This is a genomic window from Acinetobacter sp. NIPH 817 (genome assembly GCF_000368405.1).
Taxonomy (GTDB): domain Bacteria; phylum Pseudomonadota; class Gammaproteobacteria; order Pseudomonadales; family Moraxellaceae; genus Acinetobacter.
This window is the reverse complement of the sequence record NZ_KB849420.1, coordinates 1830604-1843283: the sequence shown is the minus strand read 5'-3', so window position 1 is coordinate 1843283 and position 12680 is coordinate 1830604. Positions and strand designations below refer to the sequence as shown.

19 protein-coding genes and 1 pseudogene are annotated in these 12680 nt (G+C 37.7%); 5 read left to right on the top strand and 15 right to left on the bottom strand.

From position 1 onward, the window contains the following. Window positions 1–86: 86 nt before the first annotated feature. Complete coding sequence (locus F968_RS12345) at window positions 87–1334, top strand: mechanosensitive ion channel family protein (protein ID WP_004793532.1); 1248 nt, start codon at window positions 87–89, stop codon at window positions 1332–1334. A 165-nt stretch (window positions 1335–1499) separates the two neighbouring features. Here F968_RS12345 and F968_RS12340 read toward each other — a convergent pair whose 3' ends face one another. Continuing rightward, window positions 1500–1904, bottom strand: coding sequence for a hypothetical protein (locus tag F968_RS12340; RefSeq protein WP_004793531.1), 405 nt, complete (start codon window positions 1902–1904; stop codon window positions 1500–1502). Between the two features lie 308 nt (window positions 1905–2212). Here F968_RS12340 and F968_RS12335 point away from each other — a divergent pair, with 308 nt between their 5' ends. Beyond that, the gene (locus F968_RS12335; RefSeq protein WP_004793530.1) at window positions 2213–2977 is read left to right on the top strand and encodes a COG4705 family protein; all 765 of its coding nucleotides are present in this window, start codon (window positions 2213–2215) and stop codon (window positions 2975–2977) included. Window positions 2978–3054: 77 nt separating this feature from the next. On the opposite strand, the gene F968_RS12330 is transcribed toward F968_RS12335, so the two are convergent. Further along, window positions 3055–4272, bottom strand: a complete 1218-nt coding sequence (locus F968_RS12330; RefSeq protein WP_004793528.1) for an MFS transporter — start codon at window positions 4270–4272, stop codon at window positions 3055–3057. Window positions 4273–4383: 111 nt separating this feature from the next. Between F968_RS12330 and F968_RS12325 the strand changes: the two genes are divergently transcribed. Further along, the gene (locus F968_RS12325) at window positions 4384–4830 is read left to right on the top strand and encodes a winged helix-turn-helix transcriptional regulator (protein ID WP_004793526.1); all 447 of its coding nucleotides are present in this window, start codon (window positions 4384–4386) and stop codon (window positions 4828–4830) included. Window positions 4831–4915: 85 nt separating this feature from the next. Next, a complete protein-coding gene (locus F968_RS12320; protein ID WP_004793524.1) occupies window positions 4916–5245 on the top strand; it encodes a hypothetical protein in 330 nt (109 codons plus the stop codon). 98 nt (window positions 5246–5343) lie between these two features. Here the strand turns inward: F968_RS12320 and F968_RS12315 are convergent, their stop codons facing one another. Further along, window positions 5344–5778: a hypothetical protein gene (locus tag F968_RS12315; RefSeq protein WP_004793523.1), complete on the bottom strand. Its 435-nt coding sequence runs from the start codon at window positions 5776–5778 to the stop codon at window positions 5344–5346. Continuing rightward, window positions 5775–7637, bottom strand: a complete 1863-nt coding sequence (locus tag F968_RS12310; protein ID WP_004793522.1) for a DEAD/DEAH box helicase — start codon at window positions 7635–7637, stop codon at window positions 5775–5777. The genes F968_RS12315 and F968_RS12310 overlap by 4 nt, the downstream gene beginning before the upstream one ends. 472 nt (window positions 7638–8109) lie before the next feature. On the opposite strand from F968_RS12310, the gene F968_RS12305 reads away from it, so the two are divergent. Then, on the top strand, window positions 8110–8361 hold the full coding sequence (locus tag F968_RS12305) for a hypothetical protein (RefSeq protein WP_004793520.1): 252 nt from the start codon (window positions 8110–8112) through the stop codon (window positions 8359–8361). A gap of 30 nt (window positions 8362–8391) precedes the next feature. On the opposite strand, the gene F968_RS12300 is transcribed toward F968_RS12305, so the two are convergent. From F968_RS12300 to F968_RS20375, 11 genes and pseudogenes are all read right to left on the bottom strand, one after another. Then, on the bottom strand, window positions 8392–8688 hold the full coding sequence (locus tag F968_RS12300) for a hypothetical protein (protein WP_004793519.1): 297 nt from the start codon (window positions 8686–8688) through the stop codon (window positions 8392–8394). Window positions 8689–8791: 103 nt separating this feature from the next. Next, window positions 8792–8995 (bottom strand): hypothetical protein, encoded by a 204-nt coding sequence (locus F968_RS12295; protein WP_004793518.1) that lies wholly within the window; start codon window positions 8993–8995, stop codon window positions 8792–8794. Beyond that, window positions 8992–9339 carry a hypothetical protein gene (locus F968_RS12290; RefSeq protein WP_004793516.1) on the bottom strand — a complete coding sequence of 116 codons (348 nt, stop codon included), beginning with the start codon at window positions 9337–9339 and terminating at the stop codon, window positions 8992–8994. Before F968_RS12290 ends, F968_RS12295 begins: the two co-directional genes overlap by 4 nt. Next, window positions 9336–9719 carry a hypothetical protein gene (locus tag F968_RS20380; RefSeq protein WP_051075347.1) on the bottom strand — a complete coding sequence of 128 codons (384 nt, stop codon included), beginning with the start codon at window positions 9717–9719 and terminating at the stop codon, window positions 9336–9338. Before F968_RS20380 ends, F968_RS12290 begins: the two co-directional genes overlap by 4 nt. A gap of 56 nt (window positions 9720–9775) precedes the next feature. Next, the gene (locus tag F968_RS12280; protein WP_004793512.1) at window positions 9776–10090 is read right to left on the bottom strand and encodes a phiTE_072 family protein; all 315 of its coding nucleotides are present in this window, start codon (window positions 10088–10090) and stop codon (window positions 9776–9778) included. Further along, a complete protein-coding gene (locus F968_RS12275) occupies window positions 10087–10695 on the bottom strand; it encodes a lambda exonuclease family protein (protein ID WP_004793510.1) in 609 nt (202 codons plus the stop codon). Before F968_RS12275 ends, F968_RS12280 begins: the two co-directional genes overlap by 4 nt. Continuing rightward, a complete protein-coding gene (gene bet / locus F968_RS12270) occupies window positions 10676–11449 on the bottom strand; it encodes a phage recombination protein Bet (RefSeq protein WP_004793508.1) in 774 nt (257 codons plus the stop codon). Before bet ends, F968_RS12275 begins: the two co-directional genes overlap by 20 nt. Before the next feature lie 9 nt (window positions 11450–11458). Then, entirely contained in the window at window positions 11459–11740 is a 282-nt protein-coding gene (locus F968_RS12265; RefSeq protein ID WP_004793506.1) for a DUF551 domain-containing protein, read from the bottom strand. Further along, on the bottom strand, window positions 11740–12117 hold the full coding sequence (locus tag F968_RS12260) for a hypothetical protein (RefSeq protein ID WP_004793504.1): 378 nt from the start codon (window positions 12115–12117) through the stop codon (window positions 11740–11742). The genes F968_RS12265 and F968_RS12260 overlap by 1 nt, the downstream gene beginning before the upstream one ends. Window positions 12118–12181: 64 nt before the next feature. Further along, window positions 12182–12367 (bottom strand): hypothetical protein, encoded by a 186-nt coding sequence (locus F968_RS12255; protein ID WP_004793502.1) that lies wholly within the window; start codon window positions 12365–12367, stop codon window positions 12182–12184. 2 nt (window positions 12368–12369) lie between these two features. Further along, a pseudogene (locus F968_RS20375) lies at window positions 12370–12680 on the bottom strand (hypothetical protein); the annotation flags it as partial.

Sequence of the window (12680 nt, the reverse complement as noted above, 5' to 3'; positions counted from 1 at the left end):
TTTATGCCTACATATGTAAACAAGTCTTATTAACACATGCTTTAACCCTTAAAATTCTAGAAAAGAAAGTTTTAAGGTGTATAGGTTTGGATTTTTTAAGTTTTTTTCGCGATATTCGGGTTCAGTTAAGCCATTATCCTTGGCTAGAAATGTTTGTTTCTCTCACCATTTTGATTTTATTTGCAGCAATCGCAAATTTTATTGCTAAACGCATTATCGTTCGGGGCGTCCGTCACTTGGTGACCAAGCTAAAATCACCCAATCAATCTATTTTTGCCCAGCATAGCGTCATAAAGAAATTTGCAAATATTGTTCCTGCTGTTGTGATTATGAACGGCATTGCAACAGTTCCTCATCTAACTCCAAAGTTCATTTCTTTTATAGAAATGGGGGCGCAAGCATTTATTTTTCTTACACTCGCGCTTACGGTCAGTGAAATATTAAACATATTTAATCTTATCTATCAGCGTAATCCAAAATCTAGAAATAAGCCGATTAAGGGCTACTTACAACTGGTTAAGTTAATCTTATTTGTTGTGTGTGGCCTGATGATTTTGGGAACATTCCTTAAAAAGGATGTGTTCACTTTACTGGCAGGTTTCGGTGCGATGGCTGCGGTATTAATGTTAGTTTTCCAAAACACTATTTTGTCTTTAGTGGCGAGTGTACAAATTGCCTCTTATGACATGGTGCGGATTGGAGACTGGATTGAAATGCCGTCACTAAATGCTGATGGTGATGTAATTGATATTTCGCTTCATACAGTAACTGTGCAAAATTTTGATAAAACCTATACCACCATTCCAACCAATAAGCTCGTTACCGATACGTTTAAAAACTGGCGAGGTATGAGTAATTCGGGTTGCCGTCGAATGAAGCGCTCACTCTTTTTAGATCAAAGCAGTGTTCACTTTATGAGTGACGAAGAGCAACAAAAGCTCAAAGAGTTTTTATTATTAGACCAATATCTTGATGCAAAACAATCTGAAATTGACGAGTTTAATAAGCATTTAGGCAATCAATCTCGTTATAACAAGCGCCGTTTAACCAATATTGGAACCTTTAGAGCCTATGTTGAATTTTATTTGCGCCAGCACAAGGGGATTGCTCAAAATCAAACCATTATGGTTCGTCAATTACAGCCAACTAGCCAAGGTTTGCCTTTAGAAATTTATGCATTTTCAAATACCACTGCATGGGTTGCCTATGAAGCAATTCAGTCAGATATTTTTGACCACTTAATTGCGATTCTTCCTGAATTTGGTTTACGTGTTTACCAAGCGCCTTCGGGTCATGATTTGCAAAGATTAACTACCGAAATTAATCCAAGCTAACTTTTAAGCTGTTAATAGCAGGTCCTCAACTATTTTAAAAAGCTCCTAGATGGGGGCTTTTTTAATATTTCATTTGTACTGACCTGTTAGGAACATATATTAAGTTTGATAGTGAATTGATTCATTCCATTTCAAACCTAGATGTTGAGAGGAGCGAAAATCAGACTAGCCCGCAAACCAAATATTCTGATGATCACACATTGGGCTTAAATGTTTAATGCGTAGATTGTCTTGCTCAAAATTACCACTCCCTCCAGCAATATCTAATTCGCTACCTAAGCGGGTATGCCTACCTTTATAGCTTAAAGCTTCTTTTTCAGAATCCCACTGAGCGGTGTGTTCGGGAAAGATAATGAGGATATCATTTATATAGAGACATTCTTGTTTTAGCTGCAAAATTCCCGTTAGGCGTCCTGAAGCAGAAATACCATTAGATTGATAAACAGGGAGTTTTACCGCACTGGTATTTTCGTTCGCTTCTTGCTGCTGACATCCTGTAAGAAGAGCAAATACAACTGCGTAAATCAATTTATTATTAATACCCAATTTTGTTCCTATAGGGATTTCCATATAATTTTGATAGTAATGGACTAATGTTTCCTATCAATCTTTAGATTGTTAGAGAAGATTTCATCCCACTACGGTTTAAACTTAAGCATTTTAGCCAAATGAACTCATTCACTGGCATGATTAATTATTGGTTATTATATTTTATTTATTTATATATTGTTATCTTTTTCATTTGAGTTTTTGGGTTATATGCATCGTGTAATTTTCTTTGAAAAAAGTATTTGTAATTTATTTTTAACCTTAATTTTATCTTAAGACATAAATATTTAGATAAGAGCTAATAAATACGTATGTTTGGAGAACATACAATGATGAGTCATGAGAATTTATCTAAAACATTGAGTAAGGTTCCAGAAGTCACCTTATTATTCTGGATCATTAAAATTGCAGCTACAACGCTAGGTGAAACTGCTGGAGATGCGCTATCTATGTCCCTAAATTTGGGATATATCATTAGTACGGCAATTTTTGCTGTGATCTTTGCAGTATTCGTCGGACTACAAATTAAAGCTAAAAACTATAATTCATTTTTTTATTGGGCAACGATCATTGCCACTACCACCTTAGGTACGACAATTGCCGATTTCGTTGATCGAACTTTAGGTGTGGGCTACGCAGGAGGGAGTTTAATATTACTTATTTTGTTAGGCGTATCTGTGTTTGTTTGGTATTTAAGTTGCGGCACAATTTCAGTAAAAAGTGTTCAATCTGCAAAAAGTGAAGCTTTCTATTGGTTAACCATCATGTTTTCTCAAACATTAGGGACAGCTTTAGGAGATTGGACTGCTGATACTCAAGGCTTAGGGTATACCAGCGCCGCTTTAATTTTTGGTACTTTATTATTGGTGTTGGCAATCTGCTATTTTTATACCAAAATCTCAAGAACCTTATTATTTTGGTTGGCCTTTATTCTTACCAGACCTTTAGGTGCAGTATTGGGAGATTTCCTTGATAAACCTATCGCACATGGTGGATTAGAGTTAAGCAGATTTAGTGCATCTTTTGTTTTATTAGCTTTCATTGTTGTCTGTTTAGTGGTCTTTAAACCTAAAGCAGCTCAGTCATCTCATTAAATTCACTGCTCATTAAAAACCACATGATTCTCTTGAGTGATGTGGTTTTTTTATTTGAGAGTAGGCACTATTTCTATTTAAGAAACTTTACGGGTTATCCACCAAAATAATAATGCCAGAAGGCTAACACCTGCACCGAGTGCACATACGCCAAACCATCCAGCATAGGCGTAAGTGGCTGTTGTACTGATTGCACCTAGTCCACTACCGATTGCATAAAACAGCATGTATAGACCAACAAGCCGGCTATGCGCTTCTGGACGAGTGCGAAAAATCATACTCTGGTTGGTCACATGCAAGGCTTGTCCGCCCAAGTCTAGTAATACGATGCCAATCACGAGTGCCCACAGTGAGTAAGACATGAGTGAGAGTGGACCCCAAGCAAACAGCAATATTACAAGTGCTGCTAAGCTTGTGCGCTGAGCATATCCGCGGTCGGCCCAATAACCCGCACGTGCAGCAGCCAGAGCACCAACAACTCCAACCAGTCCAAAAGACCCAATTATAGTATGCGAGAAACTGTAAGGCGGTTCACTTAACGGTAGTACCAATGCACTCCAGAAAATATTGAATGCCGCGAACATAAGTAACGCTAAAACACCGCGTACCTGTAATACTTTTTCTTGGCGAAGCAGGTTTAACATCGATGCTAAAAGTTGCGGGTAGCGCATGGTAACTGGCTGAATTTTTAAATGAGGCAGACGTTTCCAAAGGGGCAATGCAATTATGAGCATGATAATGGCTGCACAAAAGTACACGCCACGCCAACCCGCTATATCGCTAATTCCCCCTGAAAACACACGGGCAAGCAATAAACCAATGAACACACCACTTTGTGCAGTACCAACCACATGTCCTTGCTCATGTGGGAGCGCAGCACTCGCAGCATAAGCAATAAGCCCTTGAGTCATGGCTGTGCCGAGTAAACCCACGGCAAGCATGCCTGCTAAAAGAACAATTGTAGAGTGAGCAAAGGCAACCACGAGTAATGCTGAGATCAAAGCCAGTAACTGAATAGCCATTAATCGGCGCCGATTTACAAGGTCACCCAACGGCACTAGAAACACCAAAGCTAGGGCACACCCTATTTGAGTGGCTGTAACTACACCACCAATGGCGGCATGACTAACATTAAAGTCTCTTGCCAATATGTCGAGCAAAGGCTGCGCATAATAGACATTTGCTACGCTTGCACCACTTGCTATAGCAAATAGCAATATTACACCACGAGGCATGCTTGAAAACGGTTTATCGCTTTGGGCATGTGAAGTAGAAGATGCAAGAGAAGCTTTCATGGGCCTAAATCCATTCAATCTAGTTTTAAAATGCAACTAGTTGAATATTAAGCCTGCTAGTTTTAAAATGCAACTAGATAACTTGTTACTGAAGATTGGTAAGGAAACTCGATGACGAACTCTACATTGTTAAAAGATGAGCCTTGTCCTGTTGCGCGCTGCGTCAATCTCATCGGAGACCGATGGTCGCTGCTCATTGTGCGGGATGCTTTTGATGGAATGCGCCGTTTTGGAGATTTCCAGCGCAGCTTAGGTGTTGCGCGAAATATTCTTTCTGACCGACTAAAAAAGTTAGTGGATGCTGGTGTTCTTGAAATGCAAGACGCTTCGGATGGCACGGCTTATCAAGAATATGTATTGACCGCTAAAGGGGAGAGTCTGTTTCCAGTCGTTGTAGCTTTACGACAATGGGGTGAACAGAATCTATTTGAAAGTGGTGAGCGTCATTCTCTGTTAATTGATAAAACGACAGGTCATCAAATTCCATTTATGGCGCCAGTCGCGGCAGATGGAACAGTGTTGAGAGCTTCTAATACTCAAGTGCAAAAGGTCAAATAAAATAAGACAAAACAAAAATAACCTTTTTTAACTTAAATTTGGGCAGATTAGTTGGTACCCTTGCGCGTCAAATTAAGGTGAGATTATGAGATTTATATTCCTCTTTATCAGCGCGATTTCAATTCAATGTTATGCAGCATCAGAAGCCATGGAACTTCATTACTGTGAAACTGTGAAGAAAGCAGCGAGTGGGGTGATGGATGCTAGACAACATGAAGTGCCAGCTAAAGAGTTACACGACATCGCCGATCATCTTGAAGAGCAACAAGCCAAACAACTTTATCAAGAGCTTATTAAATCTGCATATTCTTCAAAATTATTTGAAGACCCTCTCATTAAGTCCAAAGCTGTCGAGAACTTCCAAACTACTTGGCATGAACAATGTTTAGCAAAAGAATTAGCTAAAAATATTTGAGGGTGTTAGGGGGAAGTGGTTAACTGAAGTGTTTTGAATAATTTTTAAAATTGTAGATATTAAAGAAAAAAGCCCATTAGAAAAATGGGCTTTTTTTTTTAACTTACTAATCTTAGTTCGGTTTGAATTTCTTGTTTAAATTTTGGAGGAATAGTATTTAAAATTTCTTTAATTTGAGCTTCTTTATAAGCCAACTCTTTAAGCTTCTCGCTCAAAGCTTCAATTTTGTACTTAACTAAGGAGGCTCTATCCCATATAGATTTATAGCCTTTTGAATTAATAGCTTCTTCGATTTTTAAGAGAAAACACTCTTTGTTATAAATGTACTTCATATGATGAGTATACATTTTACTAGTGATTTCACAGGCTTCAGTAAATGAAATAACTACTTCAATATTGTCAGCACTTTTCTTAGTGGTCATACCCAAGTAGCAATCTTCAAAAATTGAATCAGCTAATTCTGAAGGCTGAATTCCCTTAAACATATAGAGGTTGATTAGAGAATCTGTAATTTCTTTAATAACTTGGTTCATATCATTTTCCTTACTTCATCGATGAGGGAAGGAATTACCTTCAATGATTTAATTAGGGTTTGGTTATCCCTTTCTGCAACGGAGCGAAATTTATCATAAAGCTTGAAATTAATATACAGCACTAAAGCTGCATCATTGGCAATTCCTGCCTTAATGGTTGGTGCGTGTTTAGAGAAGGAAATTGCCAACTCAGTTCCTTTCGGATCATAACCTTTATCTACCAAAAGGTTAGTAACCTCATCCTCGGCTTTTTTCTTAATTAGCTTTCTTAATTGTTCTCGAGCTACAGTAGGTCTTTTTTGCAGTAACTCCGGATCAATATAATCATCAGATATAGTTTTGCTTTCTTTATCTATAAGCTTTTGTTCTAAGCTTTTTAAAATATCTTCATCTACTCCTTCAATAGCTGAAAGCTTTTTGAGAGTTTCTTGAACTTTATTATTTACTTCTTTTCTTTTATTCTCAAATAATTCGTTAAAGTCTATATCTGGTAAAAATGAATCTTGATCACTTATAAATGCAGCCTCAGAGCCTACTTCACCTAATGTTTGAGCTTTACGCTGATAATCTGTAGTCAACTCTTTTAGAGAATAATCTTTAATGCGTTCATTTCTTGCTCGATTTACCTCTTTTTGAAACTCTTGCCATAAATCATTTAGCCCTGTTTCTTCATGATAGATAACGGTAGCATTATTATCTATTTCAAAAGCACGAATTTCTTCTTCAGGTATTGCCCTTAAAACACGTCCAATTACCTGTGCAAAAGCATTTAAGCTTTTATATGGCCTAAAAATTGATAAAATTGTCAAATACTTATGATCATAACCTTCCATAAGCATATTTACAGATACGACTACATCACATTCATTATTTTCAATAGAGCTGAATTTTGTTTTTTGAAGATTTTTTTCCATATCACTATGGATGAGAATGGTTTTGAAGCCAGATTCTTCATACCATTTCTCTAAATCTATGGCGTGTTGAATACTACAACCAACAGCAAGTATTTTATGTGGGACATCAGGTGATAATTCTTTTAACTCTTTAAGTTTTGCAATACTTTGATTTATTACATCCATTGAACAATCTTTTGATAAAGCTACGCATTTTTGTATCCACTCAGAATCTTTAAAACGTAAGACCTGTTCAACAGATAGTTTTTCATCAGGAAATTCTGGAGTACTAAAATATAAATTATGAGCATTCACCGTTTCTTTTTTCAGATATTTTACGTATCGATCACGCATTACCTCTGATAATGGCGTTTCATGAATTCTTTCACCTGGAATGTCCTGACCATCTCCTCTAAAAGGAGTTCCTGTGACATGCAGTTTTTTTGCGGAGCTGAAATAGGCAAGTATTTCCTCCCAACTATTGGCAGCAGAGTGATGAGATTCATCAATGATAACCATATCAAAAAAGTCAGGTGAAACTCTATTTTTTAAGCAATTTTCTGATTGGCTAATAACTTTCTGAATATTCGAATAAATTATATTACTGCTATGGAGATGCTCATCAGAGATATCAGAAGTAAACTCACTAACTACGGGTAAATTATTTACTCCAAAAATGATATCGAAGTTAATCCAAAAATTATCTCTTAATGATTCCTGAGTTTTGCTAATACTGTCTTTTGTAACTAAACCCGGAGTTATAATTAATACACGTCCATTGCAAATTCCAAAAGGGGCGATAGATATTAGACCAGATTTACCTGTGCCTGTTGGCAATACTACTAATGCTTCACCTTTAGGATTTTCTTCAAAATAATCTTGGATTTTTAAATAGGCTTCTATTTGAGGTGATCTGAGTTTATTGTTGCCTACTATATTTACTGTAGTATTTTTAAAATAAGACATTTTCACCCCCGTGATATTTACGTCTAATTCGCCAAAAATAAATGAATTTATATTCGATCTTTTTTTCTTATTAAATAAGAAATTATGATGAGATAATTAAAATATATATCTTATGATTAAGTAATTGTAAACATTATTCCTACTAATGAATAAAGGGGTGTAAAGCCCGATTTTAATTTTTACGTCTCGATCGCCATTATTGTCGTTGAATATTAGCTAAGTACCAGACAATAAAAAAACCACCTAACTCTTTCGAATTAAGTGGTTTTTAAATTTTGGAGCGGGAAACGAGACTCGAACTCGCGACCCCAACCTTGGCAAGGTTATTTTATTTTAAATAAATCAATTGCTTAAAAATGAGTGATGGCGCAGTGGGGGCAGGGCATTTTTATTGTAATAAAATATTTATTTTACACATTTAATACGCACTTATGTTTACCATTATCAGAATTACTTATAAAGGTGTTTTAAAATGTCAGTTACACTTAAATTAACAGATATTCTTTCAGAATCTTTTTTTAAACAAACCACATCTTTTGAAAACTTTACTGATTTTCTACAAAAGGCAGGTGTTTCTATTCAATCTGCTGATGACTATCATTCTCTTGAAGAAAATGAAAGTTTAAATAAATTCATCCAAGATAATACTACATATATTAGTTTTACGGACTTAAAAGGTAAAGCAGCGGCATACTATGTCAGAAATAAACTTTTAGGTAATTAAAATAATTAAAGGCGCTTCAAGCGCCTTTTTTTAGTTTTTACGTCTAGCTTGCCGTTGTGTTTTAGCCTTACTTAGATTATCCAAAATTGGCATGACAGTAGCAGGACTATAAAGGTGCTTACCGTCACCGCCAAGATTGAATGGTCTTAACTCATCAATAATGGTTTTTCTAGATAAATTATATCGCTCCATTAACCATGAAGCCGGTACACGGTTTGGTATTTCTTCAGCTTTGATTTCCAGAACCTTACCCACATTCGGCACATCATCATGCACATAAATTTGTGGTGGCTTGTCTGATTCTACTACAACAATATATTTTCCCATTTTATGTTCCTTGTATTTAGTGCAATGTTCTCAGGGGTAATCACAGAGGGTCAGCAATGCGATTACACCTGTAGAACATTGCAAAGAATGTTCTTTAGAGCGTTTAGAAAGGCATCTCTTCCATATGATCGGTTTTAATTACTGGATCAGGAATATGAAGAGTGCAGCTTGATACCAAAACGTGAAATTCTTCACCAGGATTAAGTTTTGCCAATCGGTGCGCTTCACGTTCCGCACCTGCATAACTTTCATGCTTATAAGTTGGATTGCCGCGGCCTTCACTCCAAACTAAATAAAATGGTTTCATGGATGTTCTGCTCCTTCTATTTGTTTCTCTTTGGCAAACAATGCTTCTGCACCATCTTCAGTAAAACCTATATCTATTAAGAAAAAGCCATGTGGTGCTACAGGATCCCATTTAGATAAATCCGATGAGTCCATAATTTCCAAAAATTGATCATCAGAAACACTTCCTTCTAAATAAAGTCGAGCAGTGACAATATTGAAGTGTTCCTTTAGTTGATCCCAATCGCCTTGACTCAACCATTCTTGATCAGCATGATTTTCATCTAGATATTTAAGATATTCAGGATGTACCCAACAGCCCATTTCATCTCTGATGATCTCAGTAGGTGTTAATTGATTAATCATCCTTCAGCTCCCGATTCGCTTGCTACAAATGCTTGGCATTCTTCCAATGTTCCAGTACAGAAACTTCTATCACCATCTTTATCAACCCATACCCCATAAATAGTTTTAGAAGGTAAGTGGATAGTGTGATGTTCTGTAATCTCCATGATTTCATCGCCAGTTAGGTACTGCCCAAGACTTGGCTGGTCTTCAATGCGACTTGCAAAATTTTCAGGTTCTTCTGCATCTTGCCACCAAGTTTCAATCTTTGATTTTTCAACCAGTACGTGCGTATCTGGCACCGCCTGAGCTTTGGCTCCTAACCAAGCGCCGAACATCGAGTCATAAGTCACTTTTGCAAAAAAGTTACCATTGCTGTGCTTTTCAGAAAGTTCAGGCAATTCTTTCTTAACAAAAGCATTGAATAGTTCTAGCTATTTCTCTCTTTCATTCAATGTCATGCTGCCACCTCAAAACCTTGAGCTGTTAAATACTCTTGAATAGATTTGATAATATTCTTCAACCAATTACGCTCTTGATGTGACCGTGTTCTAGATAGAGAAGTCACCAAGTAATCAATGTTGTCCATTAATAAAAAACATTCCACCTGCTCAACCCAGTGAGCACCCCAATAAGCTGTCCACGCCTTATCCCAGCAACGGATAGTTACCTGAGATCTTTCTTCACCGTACCAAGTAATAAATAAATCAATTGGATCTACGCTGTTTTGAGCAGGAATTCTATAAATACGAGTCTCTTTAATTTCCATCATGCTGCTGCTCCCAATTCTTTTAATGCCTCATCAATATTTTTGTTGAATTGGCGAACATCGTTTTCAATTGCTTCAATGCCTAAGTCTTTAGCAAGGACACGGATAATTATTAGCTGTAGCGCTTCTGGTAAACGTGGGTCATAACTAATAAAGTCACACCATTCACGACGAGTACAAGACAACTGACTTGTGATTTGCGGAATGTATTCATCAGGCACTTGTTTAGTCAGAAGCGTATTTAAATGCGTTGTAGTGTCGGGGCACTTAGCTTCAATTTGACCATCATTACCCACAAGTCCATCTGGTGAAGCTCCGAACATTTCAATAGTAGGATGGTCGATTAAACCTATGCCTACTACAAAATTACCTGTTTGATTTTCATAAGCTGTGATTGCATGTGGCTCGTTATCGATACCCCATTGCATTGCAGCATTTGTGAAGAATTCCTTCTGAACGCCAGTTAGGCGCTCAGCTAGAATTGTTAAACCCAATGCATTTAATGCTTTGCCTTTAGCAGGCTTTGCATTTAAATCTTTGATGCGACTAGCAGTAACTTTGCCACATCGTTCCGAATGCCAATCATCACTACGCTGGAGAATGTTCATATGTTTCTCCTTGTGGTTGGTCGGCATGCTGAGCGGCTTCTTTTAGTGAAGCACTGTGCAACTTCCAGAAGTGTTTTTTGCATTCGCCTTGTGGTAATTCTGCATAACCAGTCTGCAAAGCTTCTGTGCCTTCCATTGCTAAAGCGCGCATGTTGTCTAGGTGCTGAACTTCAAAAGCTTCATAACCATCTGGAACACTTGGAGATACAGTTTTAATGGTAGAGGTCTGGCAGTCATCTATACGACGGGCTTCGTCTTCGTCATAAATACCTGAGAAGCCAAATGCAACACGTGCACACTGAATTAAAGCTTTATGACGCAACATACGTTTTGGGTATTTTTTCCATGGCTCTGAATTTCCTTGGCACTCGCTTAAATACTCAGTCACAACAGTAGGGTGAGAGCGGTCTTTACGAAAAATCTTGCAAGTGCATGACTCATCATCCTGTTCAAACTGAATACCATCGCAGACAGGATTGTCATTAATAATACGTGCCCAACCATCAATGCCAACAACAGGAGTAATGCCACCACCTTTGGCAGGGAAAGCATAAATTTCTTTAGTAAAAGGGTTGAGCTTGTATTGGTTTGCAACAATCAAAAGACTAACCAATTGCACATCATTAGCACCTTTGAAAACGGTATCAATCAACGTCTTCTTTAGTTGTTCTGGATCTACATCAACCATGTCAAAAGCTACTGCCACTTTGTGCATTTGAGCTAAGACGATATTGTTTTGTACGGGCGCATTCATAATCTTTTCCTAATTCTTTGGTGGTTCTGGTAGTGGCATCCAGTGGGTTACTTCTTCATTCATCCATCGACCACCATAATCTGAGTCGAATAGTGAAACTTCTGCTATCCAGCCATCTTTAGCTTCACTTTCATCATCAAAATAATCAGATGTTTCGTATATCTCTTTAGCTGTTAAATAAGCTGCAACTGTGATTTTCAATCCATCATGTTTGTAAGAAGCTTTCTTACAGAAAACGAAAACTGGTTGCCCATACTGAGGCATCTGCTCTTCAACACTAATCCACTCCATCACCCACCTCTCAACTCTTCATCTGCCAACTCTTCGGCGTAGTATTTAAGCTGCTCGTTTAAGCTGTTTACTTGAGCTTCTGTGAGTTGGAAACGTAATCCTACTGGTGACTCTATGCCGTCTTTATCAGTGACCACTGCATGAGTTCTTGTATCTACCGTAAGCACTTCATATTGCTGATCACGAGCACATTCACTGAACTGGTCATTTACTTCTCGAGTATCAAAAGATGACTCAGCTTTGATCTGGCAGTTAAGAACATTGCAGCCCCAAGTAAGATCGAAATAAACAGTCTCACCATCAACTTGAATGTCACTAGATAAATCCAAGTAAGGAAAGCTAGGGCAGAGCAACTCTGGTTTAGCGAACATATTCATTAGACAATCTCCCAATGAACAGCCAAGATGAGGTTAAAAACCAAGATATCTAAAAGGGCTATGATCATGATGCACCTTCCACTTGCACACGCACATAAAGGTTTTCTTTTGCTTTGAGTTCGTTGACGTGTTGCTCGTCGGCACATGAACGAAGAAGACCAACAAACAAGAAGAAAACAATCCAAAACAATAAGAAGCCTGATGTACCATCAATGAACGCTTGCTTGATTGAATAACCTTTTGTACTCATGATTAAGCCTCCACAAACTGACCATTAGCATCAAGCTGATACCATGTGTCTGCCTTAATACCGTTTTCTCCAACCTTTGAAGCTCGAATGTGAAGAATTTCACCATCTGAATTTCGATGAGTTAGGACAATTGCACTGCCTTCTGATGCTTTAGCTTTACCTTCATAACCAGTCGCAATGGCTACACCGTATTGATCTGATTCTTGATCTTTGATTTGACTTTCAGAAAAGTGACCAGTTGTTAAGCTTGCCGCCCAGTTGCCCGTAGCAGAGCTTGCCGAGTTGTCGCCAGTAGCAGAGCTTGCCGAGTTGT